This window comes from Rhizobium sp. EC-SD404, from assembly GCF_902498825.1.
Taxonomy (GTDB): domain Bacteria; phylum Pseudomonadota; class Alphaproteobacteria; order Rhizobiales; family Rhizobiaceae; genus Georhizobium.
Genome location: NZ_LR701459.1, coordinates 806,802 through 831,465, shown reverse-complemented (window position 1 = coordinate 831,465; position 24,664 = coordinate 806,802). Strand labels below are relative to the sequence as shown.

25 protein-coding genes and 1 riboswitch are annotated in these 24,664 nt (G+C 63.0%); of the genes, 17 read left to right on the top strand and 8 right to left on the bottom strand.

The genetic code is table 11. The features are described 5' to 3' along the window. The first annotated feature begins 27 nt into the window (after positions 1-27). The 12 genes from GC125_RS04925 to GC125_RS04870 all read left to right on the top strand — a co-directional run bounded on the left by GC125_RS04925 (position 28) and on the right by GC125_RS04870 (position 13,846). Positions 28-1,020 carry a zinc-binding metallopeptidase family protein gene (locus GC125_RS04925; protein WP_199864450.1) on the top strand — a complete coding sequence of 331 codons (993 nt, stop codon included), beginning with the start codon at positions 28-30 and terminating at the stop codon, positions 1,018-1,020. A gap of 234 nt (positions 1,021-1,254) precedes the next feature. Continuing rightward, positions 1,255-2,121, top strand: coding sequence for an ectoine/hydroxyectoine ABC transporter substrate-binding protein EhuB (gene ehuB, locus GC125_RS04920; RefSeq protein WP_151984298.1), 867 nt, complete (start codon positions 1,255-1,257; stop codon positions 2,119-2,121). 98 nt (positions 2,122-2,219) lie between these two features. Next, the gene (gene ehuC / locus GC125_RS04915) at positions 2,220-2,891 is read left to right on the top strand and encodes an ectoine/hydroxyectoine ABC transporter permease subunit EhuC (RefSeq protein WP_151984297.1); all 672 of its coding nucleotides are present in this window, start codon (positions 2,220-2,222) and stop codon (positions 2,889-2,891) included. A 3-nt stretch (positions 2,892-2,894) separates the two neighbouring features. After that, the gene (ehuD, locus tag GC125_RS04910) at positions 2,895-3,590 is read left to right on the top strand and encodes an ectoine/hydroxyectoine ABC transporter permease subunit EhuD (protein ID WP_151984296.1); all 696 of its coding nucleotides are present in this window, start codon (positions 2,895-2,897) and stop codon (positions 3,588-3,590) included. Next, positions 3,587-4,366 carry an ectoine/hydroxyectoine ABC transporter ATP-binding protein EhuA gene (gene ehuA, locus GC125_RS04905; protein WP_151984295.1) on the top strand — a complete coding sequence of 260 codons (780 nt, stop codon included), beginning with the start codon at positions 3,587-3,589 and terminating at the stop codon, positions 4,364-4,366. The genes ehuD and ehuA overlap by 4 nt, the downstream gene beginning before the upstream one ends. Positions 4,367-4,534: 168 nt before the next feature. Further along, positions 4,535-4,993: a MarR family winged helix-turn-helix transcriptional regulator gene (locus GC125_RS04900; protein ID WP_151987572.1), complete on the top strand. Its 459-nt coding sequence runs from the start codon at positions 4,535-4,537 to the stop codon at positions 4,991-4,993. A 95-nt stretch (positions 4,994-5,088) separates the two neighbouring features. Beyond that, on the top strand, positions 5,089-7,242 hold the full coding sequence (locus GC125_RS04895) for a thiamine pyrophosphate-dependent enzyme (protein WP_151984294.1): 2,154 nt from the start codon (positions 5,089-5,091) through the stop codon (positions 7,240-7,242). Position 7,243: 1 nt separating this feature from the next. Continuing rightward, on the top strand, positions 7,244-8,797 hold the full coding sequence (locus GC125_RS04890) for an indolepyruvate oxidoreductase subunit beta family protein (RefSeq protein WP_151984293.1): 1,554 nt from the start codon (positions 7,244-7,246) through the stop codon (positions 8,795-8,797). A gap of 70 nt (positions 8,798-8,867) precedes the next feature. Further along, a riboswitch (cobalamin riboswitch) is annotated at positions 8,868-9,073 on the top strand. A 189-nt stretch (positions 9,074-9,262) separates the two neighbouring features. Continuing rightward, on the top strand, positions 9,263-11,221 hold the full coding sequence (locus tag GC125_RS04885) for a TonB-dependent receptor plug domain-containing protein (RefSeq protein ID WP_151984292.1): 1,959 nt from the start codon (positions 9,263-9,265) through the stop codon (positions 11,219-11,221). Positions 11,222-11,229: 8 nt separating this feature from the next. Beyond that, positions 11,230-12,072 carry an ABC transporter substrate-binding protein gene (locus tag GC125_RS04880; protein WP_151984291.1) on the top strand — a complete coding sequence of 281 codons (843 nt, stop codon included), beginning with the start codon at positions 11,230-11,232 and terminating at the stop codon, positions 12,070-12,072. After that, a complete protein-coding gene (locus tag GC125_RS04875) occupies positions 12,069-13,070 on the top strand; it encodes a FecCD family ABC transporter permease (protein ID WP_151984290.1) in 1,002 nt (333 codons plus the stop codon). Before GC125_RS04880 ends, GC125_RS04875 begins: the two co-directional genes overlap by 4 nt. Continuing rightward, the gene (locus GC125_RS04870; RefSeq protein ID WP_151984289.1) at positions 13,067-13,846 is read left to right on the top strand and encodes an ABC transporter ATP-binding protein; all 780 of its coding nucleotides are present in this window, start codon (positions 13,067-13,069) and stop codon (positions 13,844-13,846) included. The genes GC125_RS04875 and GC125_RS04870 overlap by 4 nt, the downstream gene beginning before the upstream one ends. Positions 13,847-13,849: 3 nt before the next feature. Here GC125_RS04870 and GC125_RS04865 read toward each other — a convergent pair whose 3' ends face one another. The 3 genes from GC125_RS04865 to GC125_RS04855 form a co-directional block, all read right to left on the bottom strand. After that, positions 13,850-14,077 (bottom strand): hypothetical protein, encoded by a 228-nt coding sequence (locus GC125_RS04865; protein ID WP_151984288.1) that lies wholly within the window; start codon positions 14,075-14,077, stop codon positions 13,850-13,852. A 19-nt stretch (positions 14,078-14,096) separates the two neighbouring features. Beyond that, positions 14,097-14,648 (bottom strand): DUF3320 domain-containing protein, encoded by a 552-nt coding sequence (locus GC125_RS04860; RefSeq protein WP_151984287.1) that lies wholly within the window; start codon positions 14,646-14,648, stop codon positions 14,097-14,099. 106 nt (positions 14,649-14,754) lie between these two features. Beyond that, the gene (locus GC125_RS04855; protein WP_151984286.1) at positions 14,755-15,105 is read right to left on the bottom strand and encodes a hypothetical protein; all 351 of its coding nucleotides are present in this window, start codon (positions 15,103-15,105) and stop codon (positions 14,755-14,757) included. Between the two features lie 200 nt (positions 15,106-15,305). On the opposite strand from GC125_RS04855, the gene GC125_RS04850 reads away from it, so the two are divergent. From GC125_RS04850 to GC125_RS04835, 4 genes are all read left to right on the top strand, one after another. Further along, the gene (locus GC125_RS04850) at positions 15,306-15,878 is read left to right on the top strand and encodes a hypothetical protein (protein WP_151984285.1); all 573 of its coding nucleotides are present in this window, start codon (positions 15,306-15,308) and stop codon (positions 15,876-15,878) included. Then, the gene (locus tag GC125_RS04845) at positions 15,875-16,270 is read left to right on the top strand and encodes a phage holin family protein (RefSeq protein WP_151984284.1); all 396 of its coding nucleotides are present in this window, start codon (positions 15,875-15,877) and stop codon (positions 16,268-16,270) included. The genes GC125_RS04850 and GC125_RS04845 overlap by 4 nt, the downstream gene beginning before the upstream one ends. After that, a complete protein-coding gene (locus GC125_RS04840; protein ID WP_151984283.1) occupies positions 16,267-17,241 on the top strand; it encodes a DUF3618 domain-containing protein in 975 nt (324 codons plus the stop codon). Before GC125_RS04845 ends, GC125_RS04840 begins: the two co-directional genes overlap by 4 nt. Positions 17,242-17,399: 158 nt before the next feature. Further along, the gene (locus tag GC125_RS04835; RefSeq protein ID WP_151984282.1) at positions 17,400-17,666 is read left to right on the top strand and encodes a hypothetical protein; all 267 of its coding nucleotides are present in this window, start codon (positions 17,400-17,402) and stop codon (positions 17,664-17,666) included. Here the strand turns inward: GC125_RS04835 and GC125_RS04830 are convergent. After that, entirely contained in the window at positions 17,663-18,616 is a 954-nt protein-coding gene (locus GC125_RS04830) for a hydrogen peroxide-inducible genes activator (protein ID WP_151984281.1), read from the bottom strand. The genes GC125_RS04835 and GC125_RS04830 overlap by 4 nt on opposite strands. 230 nt (positions 18,617-18,846) lie before the next feature. Between GC125_RS04830 and katG the strand changes: the two genes are divergently transcribed. Further along, on the top strand, positions 18,847-21,075 hold the full coding sequence (gene katG, locus GC125_RS04825) for a catalase/peroxidase HPI (RefSeq protein ID WP_151984280.1): 2,229 nt from the start codon (positions 18,847-18,849) through the stop codon (positions 21,073-21,075). 54 nt (positions 21,076-21,129) lie between these two features. Here katG and GC125_RS04820 read toward each other — a convergent pair whose 3' ends face one another. Genes GC125_RS04820 through GC125_RS04805 form a run of 4 tightly spaced genes read right to left on the bottom strand, consistent with a single transcriptional unit; the run spans position 21,130 to position 24,566 of the window. After that, complete coding sequence (locus GC125_RS04820; protein WP_151984279.1) at positions 21,130-21,717, bottom strand: class I SAM-dependent DNA methyltransferase; 588 nt, start codon at positions 21,715-21,717, stop codon at positions 21,130-21,132. Continuing rightward, positions 21,702-22,418, bottom strand: a complete 717-nt coding sequence (locus tag GC125_RS04815) for a PIG-L deacetylase family protein (RefSeq protein WP_151984278.1) — start codon at positions 22,416-22,418, stop codon at positions 21,702-21,704. The genes GC125_RS04820 and GC125_RS04815 overlap by 16 nt, the downstream gene beginning before the upstream one ends. Continuing rightward, positions 22,415-23,470, bottom strand: coding sequence for an acyl-CoA dehydrogenase family protein (locus GC125_RS04810; protein ID WP_199864449.1), 1,056 nt, complete (start codon positions 23,468-23,470; stop codon positions 22,415-22,417). The genes GC125_RS04815 and GC125_RS04810 overlap by 4 nt, the downstream gene beginning before the upstream one ends. Further along, positions 23,460-24,566: a glycosyltransferase family 2 protein gene (locus GC125_RS04805; protein WP_151984276.1), complete on the bottom strand. Its 1,107-nt coding sequence runs from the start codon at positions 24,564-24,566 to the stop codon at positions 23,460-23,462. Before GC125_RS04805 ends, GC125_RS04810 begins: the two co-directional genes overlap by 11 nt. Positions 24,567-24,664 lie beyond the last annotated feature (98 nt).

The following is a 24,664-nucleotide window of genomic DNA, read 5'->3' as shown; positions in this document are numbered from 1 at the left end:
GCCCCATCGCCTCACGTGAAGTATCCCATGCGCCCCTTTCCCTGCCCGACCTGCCAAACCCAGGTCTTCTTCGAAAATACGCTCTGCACGGCCTGCGGGTCCACGATCGGTTATGCGGCGGAGGAAAATCGTTTCGTCTGCGTCGACAGCGACCATGAGCCGCGGTTCTTCTGCACAAATCACATTCATTCCGGATGCAACTGGACGGTTCAGCAGGAAGGCCGCTACTGCCTTTCCTGCGATCTCAACGAGATGATCCCACCAGTCGACGATCCGGAACAACGCCGGCGCTGGACGGAGGTCGAGGTCGCAAAGCGCCGCTTCCTTTACAGCGTGCTTCGCATGGACATTCCGATCTATCCGAAGCGACAGGACCCGACCGGCCTTTCGTTCCGCATTCTCGTCAACGCAGAACACGGTGGCGCCGGCGACGTGACGATGGGACACCAGAACGGCGTGATCACCATCGATGCAACGGAGGCCGATGCGCATCTGCGCGAGTTCAGACGCGCCAGGCTCGACGAGCGCTACCGCACTCTGATCGGACACATGCGCCATGAATCGGGCCACTACTTCTGGGAACGGTTGCTCTTGATCGAAGGCTTCGACACAGAGTTTCGCGCTCTGTTCGGTGATGAGCGGGAAGACTACGGCGAAGCTCTGAAGCGCTATTACAGCGAGGGCGCACCTGCCGACTGGCAGACGCGGCATATCTCGGCTTACTCCACCGCGCATCCATGGGAGGATTGGGCCGAAACCTTCGCGCATTACCTCCATATCGTCGATGGCGTTGAGACGGCGGAAGCCTATCGCGTGGACCAATCGGTCGAAGCATTCGACCCTTATGGCCAGGATGTGTTCGCGTTGACGCTGCAGCGCTGGATGTCCACCGCCCTTCTGATGAATGCGATGAACCGAAGTCTAGGCCACCAGGATTACTATCCATTTCTCGTCAACCAAAGCGTAGCGGAGAAGATGCGGTTCATCGATCACTGGATGGGCAAATTACGCGCAAATTGATGCGATTGCCCAGCGCACTCGCTACGGAGCCGGGCGCAATCCTTTGCCAAAATTTGGCCGCATCTATTGATCCGGCAGAGCGATGGGCGTTAGGTTAGGCATTAAGGGGCCGATATTCTTGCCATTTTAGTCGCAGGACAGCCGCTTCATTTTCACAGCTTCGCAGACAGGAGCACACTCCACGTCCGGTTTTCGGACAAGTCACACAAACCACCATGTTGGGAGACAACATCCATGTCGACATTTTCCAAAGCTTTTGCCACCACGCTCGCCACAGGCGTCGCCTTTTTCGGAATAGCCAGTGCGGCACAGGCAGCATCGCTCGAAGAAATCCAGGAAAGTGGGACGATCCGCATCGCAGTGGCGAACGAAATCCCCTACGGCTATGTTGACCCGAATGGTGAAGCGATGGGCGCAGGCCCGGACGTTGCCAAGCAGATCGCCGAAGAGCTCGGCATCGAGAATATCGAGTGGGTAACAACGCAGTTCTCCTCCCTGATCCCTGGCCTCCAGGCCGACCAGTTCGACGTCGTTGCCGCCGAAATGGCGATCTTGCCCGATCGTTGCCAGCAGGTGGTCTATTCCGAGCCGAGCACGTCCTATGGCGAAGGCCTGCTCGTGGCTTCCGGCAATCCGTCGGATGTGCATTCGTTCTCTGACTTTGCCGAGCGTGAGGACATCACCGTCGCCATCATGGCCGGTGCAGACCAGCTTGAAATGCTGCAGGCTCTCGGCGTTCCGGAAGACCGCATGGTCACCATCCAGTCGAACTCCGACGCGATCTCGACCGTTTCGACCGGACGTGCCGATGCCTATGCCGCAACCGGCCTGACCGTCGGCGAACTGGACAATCAGAGCGACGATGTCGAAGCAGCGGCAGAATTCGTCGATCCTGTCGTGGATGGCGAGGAAGTCCGCTCGTGGGGTGGCTTCACTTTCGCGTCGAACAACGAAGGCCTGCGCGATGCCTGGAACGAAGCGCTGCTGACGTTCAAGGAAACTGACGAGTGGCGCGCAATCCTTTCGGGCTACGGCTTCACCGAAGCCGATATCGAGGGTTCCTTCAATGCGACGACCGAAGAACTCTGCGCCGCTGAATAATCCTATCTGAACCAATGTCATGCCCCGTCCGGTGATGCACCGGGCGGGGCAACCGCTATCCGCACCACACTTCTCGACGGGCAACCGAAAGGACAGGTATGGAATGGACTGAATATTTCGCGCCCTTGATGCGCGGCGCCTGGGTCACGATCCAGCTCACCGTCTGGTCAACGATTTTCGGCGCGATCCTGTCTTTCGCCGCCGGCATCGGCAAAGCCTCAACCAATAGCTTTGCCCGCTGGATTTCCGTCGTCTACATCGAAATCTTCCGAGGCACCTCGCTCCTCGTCCAGCTTTTCTGGCTGTTTTTCGCGCTGCCGGTCGCTGGACAGGCAATCGGCGTCGATCTGCGCATGTCGCCCGTGGTCGCCGGCGTTCTGGCACTGTCGCTCAATATCGGCGCCTATGGCGCGGAAGTCGTGCGCGGTGCGATCCAATCCGTCGCGCATGACCAGTATGAGGCGGCCAAGGCGTTGAACTTCACGCCGCGGCAGGCGCTCTGGCGTGTGGCACTGCCTCAGGCCATTCCCGAGATGATGCCGACATTCGGCAATCTCGCTGTCCAGAACCTCAAGGACACGGCTCTCGTTTCGCTGATCACCCTGCAGGATCTCGCCTTCCGGGCCGAGCAGCTGCGCAATTTCACCCAGGACAGCACGACGATCTTCACCATCGTGCTGTTCATGTATTTCGGCATGGCGCTGGTTCTGACCGCCATCATGAAACTCCTCGAGCGCTCTGTCGGGCGCTGGAAGACAGCGAGGGTGTGAGCGATGCTGTTCGGATATGAATGGGATACGAGCGCTGGTCCGTTGGTCTTCGCCTGGTCGATCCTGCCGATCCTGCTGACCGGCGTTCTCGTCACGATCCAGGCCGCCGTGCTCGGCTTCGGCATCGCGCTGGTGCTGGGTCTCGTGCTTGCCGTGCTGAAGGCCGCGCCCTCGCGGCTGATTTCATGGCCGGCCCATGCGGTGGCGGAATTCGTGCGCGACACGCCGCTGCTGATCCAGCTCTTCTTCCTCTATTACGTGTTGCCAGAATACGGCCTGCTCCTGCCCGCATTCATGACGGGCGCTCTGGCGCTCGGCATCCAGTACTCGGCTTATATGGCGGAGGTCTATCGCGGCGGCATCGAAGCGGTGGCGCGGGGCCAGCGGGAAGCGGCGCGCGCGCTCAATCTTTCCTCCACGCGCACCTTCACCCATGTCGTTCTTCCGCAGGCGATCCCACGGGTCATCCCGGCACTCGGAAACTATCTCGTTTCGATCATGAAGGATGTGCCGATCCTGTCGGTCGTCACCGTGATGGAACTTCTGAACGTCGCCAAGATCATCGGCGACCGCACCTTCAACTACATCGTGCCCCTGTCGCTCGTCGGCCTGATCTACCTGATCATGACGCTGATCGCTTCAGGCGGCGTTCGCTATCTCGATAAAACCCTGCCCAAGAAAGGGATCGCGCTCAAATGACCGAACCGATCATCAAATTCGACAAGGTCGTCAAACGGTTCGGTTCTCACACCGTGCTCGATCATCTCGATTTCGAAGTCAATCCGGGCGAGTTGGTCACGATCATCGGACCGTCCGGATCGGGAAAGTCCACCGTGCTGCGCATCCTGATGACGCTGGAGCAGATCCAGGACGGCGTCGTCACCGTGGAGGGCGAGCCGCTGTGGCACGAGCAGAAGGATGGCAAGCTGGTCGCCGCTTCGGAAAGGCATCTGCGCAAGATGCGCGAGAAGCTCGGAATGGTGTTCCAGCAGTTCAATCTCTTCCCGCACATGACGGTGCTGCGCAACCTGACGGAAGCCCCGACACAGGTCCTTGGGCTCTCCAAGAAGGAGGCGAAGGACCGCGCCGAGGAACTGCTCGAGATGGTGGGCCTGACCGATCAGGCGACGAAATATCCACATCAATTGTCGGGCGGTCAGCAGCAGCGCGTCGGCATCGCACGGGCGCTCGCGATGCGGCCAAAGATCATGCTGTTCGACGAGCCGACATCCGCGCTCGATCCTGAGCTCGTCGGCGAGGTGCTCAAGGTCATCCGGCAACTGGCCAACGAGCACGAGCTGACGATGCTGCTCGTGACGCACGAAATGCAGTTTGCCCGGCAGGTGTCCGACCGGGTCTGCTTCTTCGACAAGGGGCGGATCGAGGAGCAGGGACCGCCGGAAGAGCTCTTCACCAACCCCAAGCGCGAACGCACGCGCGAGTTCCTGAAGGCCGTCCTCGATCCGGATGCATGAGCGAGAACTATGGTCGCAGTAGCGGGCCGCCCGAAACTTGACTAGAAAGCCCCGGCAACGAAAACGATGCGCCGGCCCTATGGACGGCGTCGCCAAGGGTCGGGAAGCGCCATGCAGCAGACGGAAGCACCTGAGCGTGCGGAAGATCGCGATGATGCCGTCGAACACATGGACTCCGGCAGGACGCTCGGCGAAATCGGCCTGCAGCGGTTCGCGCCCTATCTGATGAACCGCATCATGGGGCGCTACAACCAGGCGCTCCGGGAAGATCTGACGGCGGCGAACATCACCACGCCGAAGATGCGGGCGCTCGCCGTTCTCTCGATCAATGACGGCCTGCGCATCAACGAACTTGCGGTCTACGCGGTGGTGGAGCAATCGACGCTCAGCCGTGCGCTCGACCAGATGGAATCCGAGGGGCTCATCCGCCGGGAAGCCGCGGCGGACGACAATCGCGTGCGCAACATCTTCATCACCGAAGAGGGGCGCCAGCGCTTCTCCGGCGCGTGGCCGACAATGCTGTCTGCCTATGAAGCGATGTTCGTCGGCATCGATCCGGCGGAGCGCGAAGCGTTCATCGCCACGCTGCACAAAATCCTGAGGAACATTCGCCGCCACGACTTTTGAGCGGAGGCTGCCCTTGACTGCATCGGCTGCGGGCATGAATATGCATTTGCATATTTTATTGTTCCAGCTTTCCATGCTGAAAGGACTGACCCTCAATGGCCGAACGTTCATTTGCCAAGGAAGTGCAGAAGCTGCGCATGGGTGCGGGCGAGACGTTCCATGGCGAAGGCATCCTGGCCATCACCAAGGCACTTCTTGAAAACGGCGTCGGCTATGTCGGCGGCTACCAGGGTGCGCCGATCAGCCATCTGATGGACGTGCTGGCGGACGCGCAGGACATTCTCGGCGAACTCGGCGTGCATTACGAAGCGAGCGCTTCCGAAGCCACGGCAGCTGCGATGCTCGCGGCCTCGGTGCACTACCCGATCCGCGGCGCAGTCACTTTCAAATCGACGGTTGGCACCAACGTCGCGTCGGATGCGCTGGCAAACCTCGCATCCGGCGGCGTCACCGGCGGCGCGCTCGTCATCGTCGGCGAGGATTACGGCGAAGGCTCCTCCATCATGCAGGAGCGCAGCCACGCCTTTGCGATGAAGAGCCAGATCTGGCTGCTCGACCCGCGTCCTAACCTGCCATCGATCGTCGAGACGGTCCGCCACGGCTTCGAGCTGTCCGAAGCGTCGAACACGCCGGTCATGATGCAGGTTCGCATTCGCGGCTGCCACGTCCATGGCCGCTTCACCGCGTCCGACAACAAGCGGCCGGGCATGAGTGTGCGCGATGCGCTGGAGAATCCCCGCCGCGACACCAACCGCATCGTGCTGCCGCCGGCCTCGTTCCTGCACGAGCAGGAAAAGATCAACAAGCGCCTGCCCCAGGCGATGGATTACATCCGCAGACACAACGTCAACGAATTCTTCGGCCCCGACGAAGCCAAGGTTGGTATCGTCCTGCAGGGCGGCATGTACAATGCGGTCCTGCGCGCACTGCAGCGCATCGGCCTTGCCGATATCTACGGCGAGACGAAGGTTCCGCTTTATGTTCTGAACTGCGTCTATCCGCTGCTGAACGACGAATTCCTCGATTTCTGCGCCGGGAAGGACGCAGTGCTCGTCGTCGAGGAAGGCCAGCCCGACTATATCGAGCAGGCCTTCGGTTCGATGCTCTACAAGGCGGGTGGAACGACGAAGCTGATCGGCAAGGGCCCCTTCCCGATGGCTGGCGAATATACCGGCCAGGTCATGCTCGACGGCATCCGCACGTTCCTCGACGAGCATGGCGGCGGCATCCTGCCTTCAAAGGGCCGGGCTCCGAACACGCCGCTGCCGAGCGACAGCATTCAGCAACTGCAGACGAAGGTGCCGATGCGGCCGCCGGGCTTCTGCACCGGGTGCCCGGAACGGCCGATCTTCGCCGCCACCAAGCTCGTCGAGCAGGAACTCGGCAAGCACCACATTGCCTCGGACATCGGCTGCCATCTGTTTTCGATCAACGCGCCTTTCGAGCTCGGCGCAACGACGATGGGCTACGGCCTCGGCCCGGCTTCGGCTTCCGCCTTCAACGACAGACAAGCGGAACGGCGTTCGATCTCGTTCGTCGGCGACGGCGGCTTCTGGCACAATGGCCTCACCTCCTCGATCGGCAACGCGGTCTTCAACCGCAACGATGGCGTGATCGTCATCGTGGACAATTACTATTCCGCCGCGACCGGCGGGCAGGACGTGCTGTCGTCGCGCGCCGACAATCGCTCCAAATCGACCAAGCACCCGATCGCCAAGGCCGTGAAGGGCATGGGCGTGGAATGGGTGCGCCAGATCGATCGCACCTATGATGTCGGCAAGCTGCAGGCCACGCTCAAGGAAGCACTGACGACGCCGGAAACGGGCCCGAAGGTCATCATCGCTTCTTCGGAATGCATGCTGAACCGCCAGCGCCGCGAAAAGCCGCTCAAGCAGGCCGCGCTCAAGGCCGGCGAACGGGTGGTGCGCCCGCGGTTCGGCGTGGACGAGGATGTCTGCACGGGCGACCACGCCTGCATGCGGCTTTCGGGCTGCCCGTCGCTTTCGGTCAAGCAACTCGACGATCCGCTGCGCGACGATCCGGTTGCCAGCATCGACCAGAGCTGCGTCGGTTGCGGCAATTGCGGCGAGGTGGCCGATGCCGCCGTGCTCTGCCCGTCCTTCTACCGCGCCGACCTCATCCAAAACCCGACAAGTGTCGACCGGTTCGCCGACCGGCTGCGACGCCGGGTGATCGGCTGGCTCAAGAACCGCCGCGAACGCAGCCGCCTGATCTTCGCGGAGAATTGAGATGACCATTCACCGCCTCCCCGACCTCCCGACCGATGGCGTGGACGCCACGACATCGATCATCAAGATCGCAATCTTGGCCGTCGGCGGCCAGGGCGGCGGCGTGCTCACCGATTGGGTGATCGATCTGGCCGAAAGTGCCGGCTATCGCGCGCAGTCGACATCGGTCGCAGGCGTCGCCCAGCGCACCGGGGCGACGATCTATTACGTCGAAATGGCGCCCGACACCGGACGTGACCCGATCTTCTCGCTGAGCCCTGCTCCCGGCGACGTCGATATCCTCATCGCCGCGGAACTCATGGAAGCCGGGCGCGCCGTCATGCGCGGCTTCGTGACGCCGGATCGCACGACGCTGATCGCCTCGGCCCACCGGGTCCTCGCAGTTTCCGAGAAGATCGTGCCAGGCGATGGCCGCGCGGACTCACCTGGCGTGACGGAAGCCGTTGCCGCCGCCGCACATCGCCTCGTCTGCTTCGACATGGAGCAGGTCGCGGTCGATGCTGGCAGCGTGATTTCGTCCAGCCTGTTCGGAGCCCTTGCCGGCAGCGGCGCCCTGCCCTTCGAGCGCGACGCCTACGAGGCGACCATCCGGCGTTCCGGCCGCGGCGTCGAGGCGAGCCTGCGGGCGTTCAATGCCGCGTGCGACCTTGCGCTTGCAGGCGGAAAGACACCGTCGGTCGCCGTTCCCGAAGCGGTGAAAGCCGAAGCGCGCGATCCGGAAGGTCCCGAAGCGCTGGTTTCCGAATGGCGCACGCTGCGCAACATGATCGGCGACCTCCCTGCTCCCGTGCAGGACATGGCCGGTCGTGGTCTACGCAAGGTCGTGGACTACCAGGATCTCGCCTACGGCCGAGACTATCTCGACCATCTCAAGAAGGTCATCGCTACCGACGATGCTGCGCATGAATGGCGGCTGTCGATCGAGGCCGCCAAATACATCGCCAACGCGATGGTCTATGACGACATCATTCGCGTGGCCGACCTCAAGACCCGTGCGAGCCGCGAAGCGCGGCTGCGGCGCGAACAGGGGATCGGCGGCGACGCCATCGCCCATGTGACGGAGTATTTTCATCCGCGCATGCAGGAAATCTGCGGCACGTTGCCTGTCCGGCTCGGACGCTGGATCGAGAACAGCCCAAGGGTGTTCGGCGCCCTCGACAAGGTGTTCAACCGCGGCCGCCGCATCCGCACCGACGGCATCGTCGGCTTCGGCATGCTCTACGGGATTGCGACCTTGAAGCCCGCGCGACGACGCCTGCTCCGCCACGAGGTGGAGATGAAGCACATGACGCAATGGCTGGAAACGGCGCTGTCGGTCCGCGACATCAATTACGATCTGGCCGTCGAGGTGCTGAAATGCCGGCGCCTGATCAAGGGATATTCCGACACGCACGAGCGCGGCCTGTCGAAGTACCGACGCGTCATGGACGGTCTGCCGATGATCCGCCACCGGGAGGATGCGGCCGACTGGCTGCGGCGTCTGCGCGAAGCCGCCCTTCTCGACGAGGAAGGCAAGGCCCTGGATGGCGCTCTGAAAACGATCGAGACGCTCTAAAGAATCTCTTGGAGCGAAGATTTCCCAGCATGGGCGAGCCGGCGGATTGACCCAAGGAACGCCCACCCCTAAACGTGTGCTCGGAACGGGTTTCACCTTCGGGTGGATGAAAAGGGAATGCGGTTCGGCCATCTGGCCAATCCCGCAACTGCCCCCGCAACTGTAGCCGCCGAGCTTCCTTCCACGATGCCACTGGGTGTGTTCGCACATTCGGGAAGGCGGAAGATGGAGCGTTGACGCGGAAGTCAGGAGACCTGCCTGTTCCAGTCACCCATGCGTGGACACGGGGTGTGGTCCATGCGCGGTCGTCCGTGGCGGTGACATTTGAAAGAGTGTTGCCGCACGCCGGGTGCGACCTTTGGTGAGCCTTTGTGCATATCGCCTCTGCCGTCCGTCCGTCTGCGGTTTCTGATGAAACCGGGAGCGTGCCTCCGTGCCGTTCCATGACCCGAAGGGGCAGACACATTGCTTAGAATATTCATTCCAGCAGGCGCGATCCTGCTGGCAGCTGTCGGCGTTGCCAACGCTCAGGATGCCGAGACCACTACCGTTCTCGACCGTCTGCTGGTCACCGACGGGCTGACACCCGTGGCCCAGGAAAAATCCGGCCGCGCCTTCACCGTGATCACTGCCGAGGATATCGAGCGAAGCCAGGTCACGTCGGTTGCCGATATCCTGCGCACGGTTCCCGGACTGTCCGTCTCCCGCATGGGATCGATCGGGGCGCAGACGCAGGTGCGCGTACGCGGCGCGGAAGCCAACCACGTCATCGTCATGATCGACGGCGTGGACGTCAGCGACACGGCGGCCGGCGAGTTTGATTTCGGCAGCCTCATGACGTCCGACATCGAACGTATCGAGGTCCTGCGTGGGCCGCAAAGCGCGTTTTATGGGTCCAACGCGCTCTCGGGCGTCATCAACGTCATCACCAAGCGCGGCGAGCGTGGCGGCTTCAGGACGAACGTACGGAGCGAGACCGGAACCGACGGCACCGTGCTCGGCGGCGTCACGCTGAGTGGCGGGCGCGACGATTTCGATCTGTCGCTCGGCGCCACGTTCCGACGCAGCGACGGCTACAATGTCTCGCCGTTCGGCTCGGAGAAGGACGGCGACCGCAATGCCACGCTCAACGGCCGGTTCGCCTATGACCTGATGCCGGGGCTGACGCTCGACGGCACGCTTCGCTACGTCAATCGCCGCAGCGAACTCGATCCGCAGAATTTCGAGACGCTCGGACCGCCGGACTTCCTGCCGGGCCCGTTCGTCGGCCTGGTCGTCGATGGCGACGAGGAAACGGCTACAGAAGAGCTTGTTGGTTCGCTCGGGCTTACGCATGAATCTGCCGATGGCGCCTGGACGCAAAATCTGCGAATCTCCGGCAACGACACGTTCCGTGAAAACTTCACCGATGGAGCGCTTGCAACATCCAGCGACGGCAACCGCGTCACCGTTTCCTATCAGGCGACCTATGCGTTCGACACGCCGAACCTGCTCGACGCCACGCACAAGATCACAGGCGGGTACGAGTTCGAGCGGGAAACCTACCTGCCGTCTCACCTGACCGAACGCCAGAGCCGCGATGGGAACTCGTTCGTTGCCGAATATCGCGGCGAGTATCTCGGGCAGTTCTTTCTGAATGGCGCGATCCGTCACGATCTGAACGACCGCTTCGCCGATTCCACGACGTTCAGCCTCAGCGGTGCCTGGGCCGTTCCGGGCACGCTCACGCGTCTGCACTCCTCGATCGGGACGGGCGTCACCAATCCCACCTTCATCGAGCAATTCGGCTATGATCCGGAAAGCTTCGTCGGAAACCCCGATCTCGTTCCGGAAGAAAGCATCGGGTTCGATATCGGCATCGAGCAAGGCTTCCTCGGTGGAGCGCTCATCGTCGATCTCACCTATTTCAATCAGGACCTCACCAACGAGATCGCAACGGTCTTCGGGCCGGCACCGACCTACGCATCCACGCCGATCAACCTGCTCGGGGAAAGCCGCCGCCAGGGGATCGAAATCGCCGCGACTCTCGACCTCGGATCCGGGCTTTCCGCACAGGGCAGCTACACCTACCTCGACGCCAGCGAGCAGAGCCAGAGCGGCGGACCGCGCCTTGCCGAAGTGCGCAGACCCCGCCACTCGGGATCGCTCGGCCTCACCTATCGCTTCATGGAAAAGCGCGCGTCGCTTTTCGGCGAAGTGATCTTCAACGGCGAGATGGAGGATGTCGCTTTCGTTCCGACGCTGCCCAGCCGCGTGACGCTCGACGCCTATCAGACGGTGAATGTCGGCGGCAGCTACCGGTTCAACGAGACGTTCGAGACCTATGGCCGGGTGGAGAACCTGTTCGACGAGGATTACCAGGAGATCTTCGGCTACAACGCGCAAGGCCGGACGGCCTTCGTTGGACTGAGGGGAGCGTTCTGACGCGTGCTGTGCGCATCTTTATGCTGAGCCTTGCCGGCGTGGTGGCGATTGCCACCGCGCCGGCAGCCAGTGCCGAAACCGTGCCGCAGCGCGTGGTGTCGATGAATGTCTGCACCGATCAATTGGCCATGCTGCTTGCCCCCTCCGGCCAGTTGATCTCAATATCCAGCCTCGCCCGCGACGCAGATTATTCGATGCTGGCCGAGGCTGCTTTGGCCTATCCGATCAATTACGGGCGCGCCGAGGAAATCCATCAACTGCAGCCGGATCTTGTGCTGGCCGGCACGTTCACAACACGCAGCACGGTCGCGATGCTTCGCCGGCTCGGCATTCGCGTCGAAGAATTCGCGCCCGAAGCTTCGCTCGAAGACATCCGATCGAACCTTCTGCGCATGGGCACGCTGTTGGGGCGGGAAAGCCAGGCTTCAGATCTCGTCGCCGCATTCGATGCGCGGCTTGCCGGTCTGGCCAGCGAACCGTCGGACATCGACGTCGCCATCTACGAGCCCGACAGCTATGCGCTCGGTCCCGGCACACTTGCCCATGCGGTCGTTGAAGCCGCCGGTCTCACCAATGTCGCCGATGCACTCGGCGTCACGGGCATGGGGCGCGTGCCGCTCGAAGTCATGGTCATGCAGGCGCCCGACATTCTCCTGACGACCGATGACGGCGACGAAGTGCGCGTGCGTGCCGAGGAAAACTTCGCACATCCCGCCTTCCGGCGTGTTGCGGCGACGAGCCGAACGCTTTCTTTGCCCGGCCCGCACTGGGTGTGCGGCGGGCCCTTCACCCTCGATGCGATCGAACTCCTGCAGGATGCTGCAGCCGACATCGCGGTTGGCCGGCCATGACACGCGCAGCCAGCACCAAGGCGCTGCTCGGCGGGCTCTCCGTGCTCGTGCTTATGCTGTTCTTCCTGTCGCTTCTGACCGGGCCGGCCGATCTCTCGCCGATCGACAGCCTTCGCGTGCTTGCCTCGCCCGACGGAAGCGCATTGGCGCTGGTAATGTGGGAAATCCGCCTGCCGCGGGCGCTGCTTGGCCTGATGATCGGCGCCTCGCTCGGGCTTTCCGGGGCGGTGCTGCAGGGCTATCTGCGCAATCCACTCGCCGAACCCGGCCTGCTCGGCGTCAGCGCATCGGCCTCGCTCGGCGCGGTCGTCGCGATCCATAGCGGCATGGCAGCGGCCTTTGCACTTGCCCTGCCACTGATGGCGCTTGTCGGTGCGCTTGCCTGCGTCGTCGCTCTGCATCTGCTTGCTGGCCGGATGGGCAGCGCCCTGACGGTCATCCTGGCGGGCGTTGCACTCTCGAGCCTTGCCGGAGCGATGACCTCGTTGGTGCTCAATCTCTCGTCCAACCCGTTCGCAGCGCTCGAAATCGTCTTCTGGATGCTTGGGTCGCTCGCGGATCGATCAATGGTCCACGTCTATCTGGCAGCGCCCTTCATGCTCGCCGGCTGGGCGCTGCTCGCAGGTCTCGGCCGGGCGCTCGACACGCTGACGCTCGGCACCGACACGGCGGCCAGCATGGGCACGAGCATGCGTCGGGTGGGCCTGCTGGCGACATTCGGCACGGCCCTTTGCGTCGGTGCGGCAACGGCCGTCGCAGGCGCCATCGGTTTCGTCGGCCTCATCGTTCCCCATCTCCTTCGCCCACTGGTCGGCTCGCAGCCGTCGCGCTTGCTGCCGGCCAGCGCATTGGGCGGCGCATCTCTGCTGCTTGCGGCAGATGTGGCCGTTCGCCTGATCGCTCCGGAACGCGACCTGAAGCTCGGGGTGCTGACGGCTGCGATCGGTGCTCCCTTCTTCCTTTGGCTTGTCGTCAAGCATCGCCGGAGCGCGGCATGAGCGCGCTCGTCGTTCAGGACCTGTCGGCGACGCTCGGACGGCGGGGGGTGCTCGATGGCGTCTCCTTTACCGCGAAAAAGGGCGAACTGATCGGGCTTGTCGGCGTCAACGGCGCGGGGAAATCGACGCTTCTGCGCGCCCTTGTCGGCCTTCTGCCCAGCCACGGCGACATGGAATCCGACGGCGACGATCTGCGTCGCATGGGTGCCGGAGATCGAGCCCGGCGCATCGCCTATCTGCCCCAAGAGCGTGAGATCGCCTGGCCCATCGCCGTCGCCGATCTCGTCGCGCTTGGCCGGACGCCGCATCGCAAGCCTTTCGCCTCCTTGGCTACGGCCGATCTGAAGGCGATCGATCGCGCGATGGCGCAGATGGATGTGGGCCATCTGCGCGCCGTGCCTGCAACGGAGCTTTCCGGCGGCGAGCGCGCCCGCGTGCTGATCGCCCGGGCGCTTGCGCAGGAAGCGCCGCTGCTCCTCGTGGACGAACCGACCGCAGGGCTCGATCCCGGCCATCAGATCGATCTCATGCAGGTTCTGACGGACCTGGCAGCAGGCGGCACGACCGTGCTCGTCTGCATTCACGATCTGGCACTGGCCGCCCGCTGGTGCAGCCGCATCCTTTTGATCGACGCTGGAAAGATCAAGGTCGACGGGCTGCCCACGCAGGTGCTCACCCACGAGACGCTCGGCAGCGTTTATGGCGTCACCGCCCATATCGCCGAGGTGGACGGCCGAACCGTGATCCAGCCGCTGGGACGCGCTCCAAGCGCTTAGCGCTCAATCGTCGTTCGAGGCGTTGAGCTCGCCGGGATGCAGGCATTCATGGCCTGCAAAGCGCGCCTCGTCGCGCGCCTTCAAGGCTGCGGCCAGCTTGGATGCAAGCTTGTCGCTCAATTGAAAGACAATGTCGTTGCCTTCGCCCGTCCGGCAGCGCAGCACAATTTCGTCGCCCCTATCCTGTATGTCGAGTGCGTCAACAATGATCGGGCGCTCGTCTGCGCGCATTTCCATCCGTCCTTTTGTTTTACCGAGTTTGCGCCTGTTCGATTGCGGCGTCCAGTCGTGCGCGGCTCGGCGCGGTCAGCCGGCTCAGCCCGATCATCCGAGAAAATGCCAATGCGGGATCTTCAGCTTCGACGAGCTTGGGATTGTCGCGCACGAAAGCTGCGAGTTCGACGAGCGCGATGTCGCCGACGGAGCGTCTGTCGTCCTCGGTGGCGTGGTGACGATAGGCGATCGGCTCCTTCTGCTGACCGTCACGCCACAAAAAGCGGCCACCCTCTTCGGTCGATGATTCCACGGTCTTTAGGTGTCGCTCGATATGGCTGCGGATGGCCGCACCGGTTCGCTGCCAGCCATGAGCGCGCGCAATGCGCTGAGCCAGCACGTCGTCGCGCACCGGCGCTTCCGCTTCGAGCACGGCCTGCACCATCGCGCGGACGGTCTGAGAATAGGCGACATCGTAGAAGCGGTCCGGCTTCGGCTGGAAGACTGCGAGATCGGCGCGTCGAAAAAGCGGGCGGTCGGCATCCGATTCCGAAATGGCGCCACCCGGCTCCTGGCTGTCCGTATTCATCCGCTGCGGTCCTTTCTGTCACGTCCAAATCTTGGACCCGCGTTGTCGCGCCCGTGAGCGGCAGGGTCAAGGCAAAGGACGGACTGAGCGGGTCCCCCTCGGAATGTCAGTCGATGCGAACGCAGTTGAAACTGTCGCCGGTCGCCGATGACAGCCAGCCCATGCTGTCGCCGGTGAAACCGGACAGCGAAATGAAATAATCGTCCTCGATGAAGAGGGCGTAGGAGCCATCCGTCCCTTCCTGGATCTCGATGATGGGGAGGTCGTTCGAGCCATTGTTGTAGGTCGTCTCTGTAAAGTTCAAGACAGCGACCTCGCAATCCCACTGCCCGATGAAGGGATAGGGCGCGGCGAGATCTTTTTCGAAACCGTCGGCATTCGCGGACGCCATCGAGGCCAGCATGAGCCCGAGAGCAGCGGCTGCGCCCACCATTCGATCCCGCGTGCAAATCCTCATTCCACCCTCCCGATGTGACGCAACGATCCCTTTTCCTCCCTCAGCACCGTCCTGTCGATCGAATTGCGTTCCGCCAGACCGCAAAAATAAAGTCGGCGCCGGACACGGAACATTCGCTGCCCGCGAGGCTTCGCCCTTCACTGAAAGGGCGCACACGATCGGAACCGCCGGCCGTGACGACCAAGCAGCAGGAGCAGACAATGGACGATAATGACAAGATTTCCGGCAATGCCGGGCCAAACCTGTCCAGCAACACCATGAACCCTGGTCGACACGGGACCGCAGCCCCGTCGACACTGCAGTCGGCCACGGACACGATCAAGGACGAAGCGACATCCATCGGCGGCAAGGCGCGCGCGCTGGCTGAAGACAAGGCGGAATCCGTCAAGGGCGATGCCGCGTCGCATATGCACGGTTTTGCAGATGCGCTGAAAAGCGCCAGCGAAACGCTGAAGGACAAGCAGGCCGGGCCGGCCTCCGAGATGGTCTCCCATGCCGCTTCAGGCCTTGAGCAGCTGTCGCGTTCGCTCGAAGGCAAGTCCACCGGCGCCATGGTCGACTCCGTCCGCCGCTTCGGCCGTGAGAACCCGATCGGCTTTCTCGCCGGGTCCATGCTGGCAGGCTTCGCGCTTGTGCGCTTCGCCACTGCTGCTCCATCCAGTGACGGTTCAAACGACACCGACGGCCGGACTGGCTACCAGCCGACCGGCTACGGATCTGAAACCGGCGGCATCGCGCCGGCCGCAACGAACCGCGAGGGATATCAGCGATGATCGACGATAGAGACAACCGTTCGATCGCGACGCTCGTGTCCGATCTCGTGCAGCAGCTTTCCACGCTTGTGCAGACCGAAGGCCGGCTTCTGCGCAGCGAATTGAACGAAAGCGCCCACAAGGTCGGCAATGGCGCGATGGAAGTCGCCGCAGGCGCCCTTCTCCTCCTCGCCGCACTGATCGTGCTCCTGCAGGCGTTGATCGTCGGACTGGCCAATCTGGGCCTCGGCGTCGGCTGGGCCTCTCTTCTCGTCGGTGTGCTCGTCGCCGTGGTCGGCGCGATGCTCGTCAAGCGTGGTTCGACCAACATGTCGCCGTCAGAACTCGCCCCCAATCGCACCGCGCATCAGTTGCGCAAAGACGCCGACTTGGCGCAGGAGCAAGCACGATGAATACCAATTCACCCGCTGACATTGAGCGCGACGCCGAGCGCGTGCGCGCCGAAATCGCCGATACCGCTGAGCATCTGAAGGCGAAGATATCGCCCGGACAGTTGATGGACGAGGTCGTCGACTACTTCAAAGCAGGCGACGCGAACCAGTTCGTCGGCAATCTGAAGCGGCAGGTCCGCGACAATCCCCTCGCCCTGGGTTTGATCGGCGGCGGCTTGGCCTGGCTGATGATGGGTTCCGGCACGCCCTCTCTGTCGCGACCCTCGAGCACGGGCTATCGCGGCACCGGCCGGCCCACCTCGACCGATTTTGCCTCTTCGGATTACGATACGTCCTCGGCGAGCACGCTCAGCGGTTCCGCCTCGAGCCGAACCTCGACAGGGACGCATTCGTCCACCAGCGCCTTGGACAAGGCATCGGGCGCGCTCGGCGCCTCGGCTGATGCGGTAACGCGCACCGCCCATGACGCTGCCGACAGCGCAGCCGCTGCCTGGGGTTCGGTTCGCGACACGGCGAGCCATGGGCTCTCGGATGCGAGCGAAGGTCTGTCGCACGCCGCCGACCGTGTCGGCGAAGCTGGCATGCGCGTGCGTCGCAACGTCGTCGACGTTCTGGATCGCGAGCCGCTCGTGCTTGGCGCGATCGGCCTTGCCGTCGGTGCGGCGATCGCTGCCATGCTGCCGACGACCCGGACCGAAGAACGTTACTTGGGCGATGCGAGCCAGAAAGCACAGGATCGCGCCAAGGATGTGCTGAGCGAAGGCTATGAGAAGGCAAAGCACGTTGCCGACGATGCCTATTCTGCCGCGAAGGCCGAGGTGAAGACGCAGGTCGATGACAAGGGCGGCGATAAATCCGCCACTTCTGCATCGTCTACGTCGTCCGCCGACACCTCCGGCCCGAAGGTGACATCCACGACGTCGTCAACGCCGCCGGCCCCGACGGCGCCCCGCACGTTCCCGGGAAGCTGATAGGGGGTTTTGGATCGAGGCCGATCAACGGCCCGATCCATTCAAACGATCAAAATCCACCCGGCCGACTGGTTGGGTGGATTTTTCATAGGCGGGCTTCGTGGAACCGTCGCGAGCGGACGCGGTTTTCCGAGCATTACGACAATGAGGCGATGGCGATGAGCGAACCGCATGACGCTTTAATGGGTCGGATCGAGGCACAGCGGCGGCTCCTGCTGTGGCTCTTCGCGAATTTCGAGTTCGAACGCGCAACACTCGAAAAACTGCTCAGGGATATGGATGAGCCTTATCCTCCGGCCGATCATCAGGAAGATCCGGGCGCCGTGCCCACCGCTGCGTTCGCGGGCTTTGCCGCTCATGCCGCGGAGATGAGACTGCTTCTGGAACCCGTTCGACACCGCCTCGCCGACCTCAACGACATTTAGGCCGGCCAACGTTTCGGTCGAACTGCTGGCTCGTCAATTCCTGGTTCGGCCTTGGCCTGCATGTCGCGCCCGGCCAGCCGCACGATATCCGCGATTTTCTGCAGTTGCAGGCCGAGCGGGCTCGTCTTTCGCCAGACCATGCCGATCGTTCGCGAGGGCTGCGGGCCTTCGAAACGGTTGATCGCGACATCGGCCGAGCGCGTTTCGACGGAAACCGCCATTTCAGGGATCAGCGTCACACCGATGCCGGCGCTCACCATCTGCACCAGGGTCGAGAGTGACCCGACTTCGAGCAGTTCCCGCGGCGGCGCAGCGTGCAGATTGCAGAAGGAGAGCGCCTGGTCCCTGAAGCAATGACCTTCCTCCAGGAGAAGAAGCCGCATTTCCTTCAGAGCGTCGCGATCGGGGACCGGTTTGTCCGCATCGGCCCGCGGACGCACCAGGACGAAGTTTTCGGAAAATAGCGCAACCTCCGTCAGCGACGGCTCGGAGACGGGCAGCGCGACGATCGCAGTGTCGAGGCTGCCGTTTTCCAGATCCTCCACCAGCGTCGTTGTCAGCGTTTCCCGCACATGGATGTCGAGCCCTTCGTGGAGCCGCGACAGGCGCTCCATGACCGACGGCAGCAGGTAAGGTGCCACCGTCGGGATGATCCCCATGCGCAATTGTCCGACCAGTTGGGCTTGGGAGGCACGCGCCAGGTCGCCGAGCTCGTCTACCGACCGGAGAATGTCGCGCACGCGCAGCGCGAAGGCCTTGCCGACATGCGACAGCCGAACCTGCCGCGCGCTGCGATCGAAGAGCTCTGCGCCGACCCCCTCTTCCAGCTCCTTGATCTGGACCGAGAGCGCCGGCTGGGAGATCGAACAGGCATCGGCCGCGCGGCCGAAATGCCCGTGCCGTGCGAGCGCTTCGAAATAGCGCAGTTGCTTGAGCGTCAAGTTCTTCATAACTTCAGCCTATCGCAACAATCAGAAATTCCAAATTTATTTGATGGAGCTTCTCTGGTACCACGCTGCGATCAGTCGCAGAACGGTGCCTTTCGCCTCGGCTCAGTCCGTCGTGCGATGTGCCCCCTTCACGTCATTGAGGGCACGTGCCCAAACGCCGTTTTCGCCGACGCACACACGCGGTGTCGCGTCAGACGTCACGGTCAAACCATCTAGGGAAGGACGCAAACATGGACGCCAAAGTTGATAAAGCGGGCAAATGCCCGGTCATCCACTCGCTCTCGCAGGCCAAGACGCTTCGGGATTGGTGGCCGAACCAGCTCAATCTCAGCATCCTTCACCAGAACTCCCCGCTCGGAAATCCGATGGGCGAGAAGTTCGACTACGCGGAGAAATTCCAGAAGCTCGACTACAAGGCCCTGAAGCAGGACCTGACCGCGCTGATGACGGATTCGCAGGAATGGTGGCCGGCCGATTACGGCCATTACGGCCCGTTCTTCATCCGCATGGCATGGCACAGCGCCGGCACGTACCGCACGGGCGACGGCCGTGGCGGCTCGTCCTCCGGCACGCAGCGTTTCGCGCCGCTGAACAGCTGGCCGGACAACGCCAACCTGGACAAGGCACGACGCCTGCTCTGGCCGATCAAGCAGAAATACGGCAACAAGATCTCCTGGGCCGACCTCTTCATTCTGACCGGCAACGTCGCTCTGGAATCGATGGGCTTCAAGACGTTTGGTTTCGCAGGTGGCCGCGAAGACATCTTCGAGCCCGAGCAGGACATCTACTGGGGCACGGAAGAAGAGTGGCTCGCACCTTCGGATGCTGCCAAGAGCCGTTATTCCGGTGAGCGCGAGCTGGCGAACCCGCTGGCCGCCGTTCAGATGGGCCTCATCTATGTCAATCCGGAAGGCCCGGACGGTCGTCCCGACCCTCTCGCCTCGGCCAAGGACATCCGCGAAACCTTCGGCCGCATGGCCATGAACGACGAAGAAACCGTTGCCCTGGTTGCCGGTGGCCACACCTTCGGCAAGATGCACGGTGCCGGCGATGCGTCGCTGGTCGGCAAGGATCCGGAAGGCTCCGACATTGCAGATCAGGGGCTGGGCTGGACGAGCACCTACGAGAGCGGCCGCGGCGTTCACACCATCACCAGCGGTCTCGAAGGCCCGTGGACGGCAAACCCGATCCAGTGGGACAACGGCTATTTCGACGTTCTGTTCGGCTATGACTGGGAACTGAGCAAGAGCCCGGCCGGTGCCTGGCAGTGGCATGCCCGCGATCTCGCCGAGCAGGATCATGCTCCGCAGGTCGATGGTTCCGGCAACCGCGTCAAGCTCGTGATGTCGACCGCCGATATGGCCATGAAGATGGACCCGATTTACGGCCCGATCTCCCGCCGCTTCCACGAGAACCCGGATCAGTTCGCCGATGCATTCGCTCGTGCCTGGTTCAAGCTGACCCACCGCGACATGGGTCCGCGCGTGCGTTATCTCGGCGAGGAAGTGCCGCAGGAAGTGCTGATCTGGCAGGATCCCGTCCCGGCCGTCGATCACCCGCTCATCGATGCGGCTGACATCGCCGATCTGAAGTCGAAGATTCTTGCTTCGGGCCTTTCGGTTTCCGAACTGGTCTCGACCGCATGGGCATCGGCCTCGACCTTCCGTGGCTCGGACAAGCGCGGCGGTGCCAATGGCGCTCGCGTTCGCCTGGCGCCGCAGAAGGACTGGGAAGTCAACGATCCGGAACAGCTTGCCAAGGTGCTGAGCGCGCTGGAGAACATCCAGTCGTCGTTCAACGCCTCGCAGACGGGCGGCAAGAAGGTCTCGATGGCCGACGTCATCGTGCTTGCAGGTGTCGCGGCGGTCGAGAAGGCCGCCCGCGACGGCGGCCACGATGTCGACGTACCGTTCACGCCGGGCCGCATGGATGCGACGCAGGAACAGACGGATGCGGAGTCCTTCGAGCCGATGGAACCGAAAGCCGATGGCTTCCGCAACTATCTCGAGGTGGACTTCTCCATCCCGACCGAGGAACTCCTGATCGACCGGGCGCAGCTTCTGACGCTGACCGCTCCGGAACTGACGGTGCTCGTCGGTGGCCTGCGTGTTCTCGGTGCCAACCACGGCAACTCCAAGCACGGCGTCTTCACGGATCGGGTTGGCACGCTGTCGAACGACTTCTTCGTCAACCTGCTCGACATGAACACGGCCTGGAAGTCGGTTTCAGAAGCGCAGGATGTTTTCGAGGCACGCGACCGCAAGTCCGGCGAAGTCAAATGGACCGGCACCCGCGTCGATCTCGTCTTCGGCTCGAACTCGCAGCTGCGCGCGCTTGCCGAGCACTATGCCCAGGACGACACGCAGGACCAGTTCGTGCGTGACTTCGTGAACGCCTGGACGAAGGTCATGAATGCCGATCGCTTCGACCTGAAGCGAGACCATTGGTCCAAATCGTAATCCCAAAAAGGGCGGCAGAAATGCCGCCCTTTTTTTCCGCCTAGCCACCACAGCTCAGTGCCGATGTCCGGCCACCAGTGCCGCGACGCAGAAGCGCCCGGTGCGCTTCGACCGGACGAGCGTCATCCACTTTCGCAGCAGCCTCACGAATTCCAGATGCGCGTGCTCCGGGTGAACCGACGCGTCGGGAAAATTGAGGTGATGGTGGAGCACGACCACCCGCCCGCCGGGCGCGATGCGATCCGCCACTCCCTCCGCCAAGCGCCGCGCGGCGGTGCTGCCGAGATAATAGACGATCTCTGAAACAACGATCAGATCGAAGCGCTCTCGCGGCATGCCATCGGGCAAATTCGCATGCAGCAGCCGCAGACGGCCGACATTCCCCAATCGGGCTTGCGCCTGAGCGATCGCCGTCGACGACCCATCCAACGCGGTCGTGCGCAAGGCAACTTTCATCAAAGCCCGGGTGGTGACACCGTTTGCGCAGGCAAGTTCCAGAACGCGGCCGCGCGGGCCGAGGCCGACATGTTTCAGCAGCAACGATCGCTTATGCGCCTCGAAGGGCGACGATTCATAGTCCCACGGGTCCGGATCGCTTTGGAACAGGTCTTCGAAGCCATGGATGTCTATTGGGCGGGCCATCGGGTGACCCAATAGCTTTCGGTCTGGCCGACCAGCCGCGCAATCGTTTGTGATGACAGGGAAAACCCGCTCGGGTCGTCATCGACCACCAGGCCCAGCTGGGAGCGATGCGCTTCAAGCGCATGGTGCTTCCGATCGACCACCTCGGAGATATCGAGTGATGCGTCGTCGACCTCTCCCTCGCCCGGCCAATCGTCTGCCTGTCCGTTTTCCTCGAGCCAGATCTGGTATTCCAGCAGCGTCACCTGCATCTCGTTTCGCCGCACCGCATCGGTCGCGATGCGCCAGCTGATACGATGGTCCGTGTGCGGGTCGCGCCGCCATGGCACCACGACTGTCTTGAACCTGGACGCGGAGACGAGTTCGGCGACGACATCCACCGCATGGCGATATCCGTCCTTGCCCGGAAAGGGCATCCGCCCATCGCGCAGCTTGAGGAAAGAGCGCGGCTGGTTCTCCGCGCCGAGCCGCTGAAGCGCCTGCTCGGCTTCCGCCGCGCGGATGTCGGCCATCACATCCGGCGGATAGTTCTGCGAAGCAGGATGCGAGGCGCTTCCATCGGTGACGAACAGCGTGTGGATTTCGATGCCGGCCTCGGTTGCCAGCGCGATCAGCCCGCCGCATCCAAGCGTCTCATCATCGGGATGAGGCGCCACGACGAGGATCGGCCCGTCGAGATCGGTCACGACAAAATTGCTCATGGCTCGCCACTTCCGCGGCCTGGAGCCCAGTTCAGGTCGGCGACCGACTTCCCGAGAATGTCCGCCGCCCCGTCGGGGTTCGGCTGCCTCAGATAGGTGCGCAGGTCGCGCACCAGCCGCTCCAGCGGGTGAGGCGCGATCATGCCCGCGGCGCCGACGGACTTTTCAGCGAGATCGAGCACGAGCACGGCTGCGCTTTCGACCGCACCGCGCGCCGCCGCCGTGGATGGGATCACCGCGTCCGCAAAGCCTGTCTGCCCCCACTCTCGCCCTACCCGATCGAGCCACAGATACCCGGTCTCGACAGCGGTCGCCATCATCGCCAGCCGCTGTTGCTGGAGGCGGTCTTCGGATCTGGACGAGCGCCGAAGGTGGTCGATCGTCACATCCAGAACAGCGTGCATGCCGCCCACCTGGACGGCGACGAAGCGGATCGCTCCGGCCGATATCCAGGGTTCGCGCGTATAGTCGCCCGGCGAGCCGATCGCCCAGTCGTCCTGAACACGCAAGCCGGTGAAATCAACCACGTGGCTGCCGGACGATCGCATCCCCATGGGCTTCCACCACGAACGGTCGACCGGCAAATCCTCGATCGGGACGAGCCACATCATGCGTTCGGCCATGCTGCCGGTGGTGACGATCGCATGGCTCAATCGCTCGACACCGGAGGCGAAGTTCTTCTTGCCGGACAAAATGCCGTGCTCGATCATCAACGGGTCCTGCGGCGCATCGGTGTTCCACACACCGAACATGCCACCCGCCGAAAGCAGCCGATCGGCCCTGTTCAGTGCAGCGCCCCGGGCAAACTGGCGCGCAAGGATCACCGCGTTGACATGCCCCTCGTACAGCCGGCCCGTGCTCAAATCGCCGCGACCGACTGCGGCCAGAAGTTTCAGCAGTTCGGGCGTCGCCTCTGAATCCACCGGTGGCTGCGCGATGAGACCGGCCTCTCTCAACGCTTCGAACGCAGCGTCTGGAAAGCTGCCTTGCGCGTCGCATTCGGCGGACCCGGCGCCGATCGCCTTGGTCAACCCCGCCAGATCAACCGGCATGCACGAGCTCTCCAATGGCGTCGCTGTCGGCATACTCGCGCATGGCGCGTTGGAATTCTGATATGGCGATTTCAACGGGAACTTCGCATGCATCAAGATCGTCCTTTGCCAGTAGCTCGATGGCGGCGGCCCTTGCGGCGCGCTCACATGCGGGCAATTTGACCCGGTTCATGCCCGGCACCTGCAGCCGCGCATTGAGCTTGAAGAGATCGGCGGTGCGCAGTTCCCTGCGCAACAGGAAACGCGCGATGGTCTTGGCGGGATCCTCCACGAGCAACGGATCACCGCGTTCCGCTTCGACTTTCCAGCGTGCCAGGCTCTGGGACATGCCCTGAGGAGCGCGGCCGCATGTGCGCGCAGACACCGTCACCACCGCCTCGATGCTGTGCCGCACCCGATATCCGGCCGCCCTCACCTTCGAGACGAACGCCAAATCTTCGCGATAGGCGAGCGGATCGAGCCCGCCGACTGCGGCGTAGACATCACCGCGAACAGCGATGCTTCCCGCCATCTCGAAAAGATGCCTGGGCCAGGGGTCGTGGTCGATCGGATCGAGGATCGATTCCAGAAGGCTGCGCGCACGACAATAGGCGTCGAAGGAACGGCTTCGCTTGATCAGGCCAATGCCAAGAAGCGCCTCTTCCGATGGATCGGCAACGATCAATCCCGTCACCAGATCAGCGCCGGCGTGTGCAGCTTTCAGATTGGCGGCGACCCAGTCGGGATGCGGTTCGGCGTCTGCATCCGTGGTCATCAGCAGTACGGGTGAGCCCGAGGGCGCGAGGGTCAGCGCATGTTCCATGGCAGTCCTGCGCGCCATCCCAACAGTTGCGACGTGAGGCGCAAAGGTCACCACTCGCACGGTCAGATCGACCTGCTCCAATCCGGCAGCTAGCTCTGTCGCCAGTTCAGCGGAACCGTCGGTCGAATTGTTGATCAGGAGAAGCACCGAAAGACGCTCACCCGTCGGCAGAGATTGTTTATCCAGCGCATCAAGCACGCGCGGCAGACGGACTTCTTCGTTTCGCGCAGGAATGGCGATGACAGGCTTCAAATGCTGGGAGGATGAGTCGAACGAGCCAAGCGGTCTACCCATCGGTCCCGATATCCTTTCGACCGAAGCGACCGCTTGCACTGCCGACGGCGCCTTCGACCTTCACCTTGTACCATGGAAAGTTCGAATACCGTCGTCGC

What these genes read in the sequence shown, in the direction of transcription:
- GC125_RS04925 (WP_199864450.1), top strand. Translation starts at nt 28, where the DNA reads ATGCGCCCCTTTCCCTGCCCGACCTGCCAAACCCAGGTCTTCTTCGAA.
- ehuB (WP_151984298.1), top strand. Translation starts at nt 1,255, where the DNA reads ATGTCGACATTTTCCAAAGCTTTTGCCACCACGCTCGCCACAGGCGTC.
- ehuC (WP_151984297.1), top strand. Translation starts at nt 2,220, where the DNA reads ATGGAATGGACTGAATATTTCGCGCCCTTGATGCGCGGCGCCTGGGTC.
- ehuD (WP_151984296.1), top strand. Translation starts at nt 2,895, where the DNA reads ATGCTGTTCGGATATGAATGGGATACGAGCGCTGGTCCGTTGGTCTTC.
- ehuA (WP_151984295.1), top strand. Translation starts at nt 3,587, where the DNA reads ATGACCGAACCGATCATCAAATTCGACAAGGTCGTCAAACGGTTCGGT.
- GC125_RS04900 (WP_151987572.1), top strand. Translation starts at nt 4,535, where the DNA reads ATGGACTCCGGCAGGACGCTCGGCGAAATCGGCCTGCAGCGGTTCGCG.
- GC125_RS04895 (WP_151984294.1), top strand. Translation starts at nt 5,089, where the DNA reads ATGGCCGAACGTTCATTTGCCAAGGAAGTGCAGAAGCTGCGCATGGGT.
- GC125_RS04890 (WP_151984293.1), top strand. Translation starts at nt 7,244, where the DNA reads ATGACCATTCACCGCCTCCCCGACCTCCCGACCGATGGCGTGGACGCC.
- GC125_RS04875 (WP_151984290.1), top strand. Translation starts at nt 12,069, where the DNA reads ATGACACGCGCAGCCAGCACCAAGGCGCTGCTCGGCGGGCTCTCCGTG.
- GC125_RS04870 (WP_151984289.1), top strand. Translation starts at nt 13,067, where the DNA reads ATGAGCGCGCTCGTCGTTCAGGACCTGTCGGCGACGCTCGGACGGCGG.
- GC125_RS04865 (WP_151984288.1), bottom strand. Translation starts at nt 14,077, where the DNA reads ATGCGCGCAGACGAGCGCCCGATCATTGTTGACGCACTCGACATACAG.
- GC125_RS04860 (WP_151984287.1), bottom strand. Translation starts at nt 14,648, where the DNA reads ATGAATACGGACAGCCAGGAGCCGGGTGGCGCCATTTCGGAATCGGAT.
- GC125_RS04855 (WP_151984286.1), bottom strand. Translation starts at nt 15,105, where the DNA reads ATGAGGATTTGCACGCGGGATCGAATGGTGGGCGCAGCCGCTGCTCTC.
- GC125_RS04850 (WP_151984285.1), top strand. Translation starts at nt 15,306, where the DNA reads ATGGACGATAATGACAAGATTTCCGGCAATGCCGGGCCAAACCTGTCC.
- GC125_RS04845 (WP_151984284.1), top strand. Translation starts at nt 15,875, where the DNA reads ATGATCGACGATAGAGACAACCGTTCGATCGCGACGCTCGTGTCCGAT.
- GC125_RS04840 (WP_151984283.1), top strand. Translation starts at nt 16,267, where the DNA reads ATGAATACCAATTCACCCGCTGACATTGAGCGCGACGCCGAGCGCGTG.
- GC125_RS04835 (WP_151984282.1), top strand. Translation starts at nt 17,400, where the DNA reads ATGAGCGAACCGCATGACGCTTTAATGGGTCGGATCGAGGCACAGCGG.
- GC125_RS04830 (WP_151984281.1), bottom strand. Translation starts at nt 18,616, where the DNA reads ATGAAGAACTTGACGCTCAAGCAACTGCGCTATTTCGAAGCGCTCGCA.
- katG (WP_151984280.1), top strand. Translation starts at nt 18,847, where the DNA reads ATGGACGCCAAAGTTGATAAAGCGGGCAAATGCCCGGTCATCCACTCG.
- GC125_RS04820 (WP_151984279.1), bottom strand. Translation starts at nt 21,717, where the DNA reads ATGGCCCGCCCAATAGACATCCATGGCTTCGAAGACCTGTTCCAAAGC.
- GC125_RS04815 (WP_151984278.1), bottom strand. Translation starts at nt 22,418, where the DNA reads ATGAGCAATTTTGTCGTGACCGATCTCGACGGGCCGATCCTCGTCGTG.
- GC125_RS04810 (WP_199864449.1), bottom strand. Translation starts at nt 23,470, where the DNA reads ATGCCGGTTGATCTGGCGGGGTTGACCAAGGCGATCGGCGCCGGGTCC.
- GC125_RS04805 (WP_151984276.1), bottom strand. Translation starts at nt 24,566, where the DNA reads ATGGGTAGACCGCTTGGCTCGTTCGACTCATCCTCCCAGCATTTGAAG.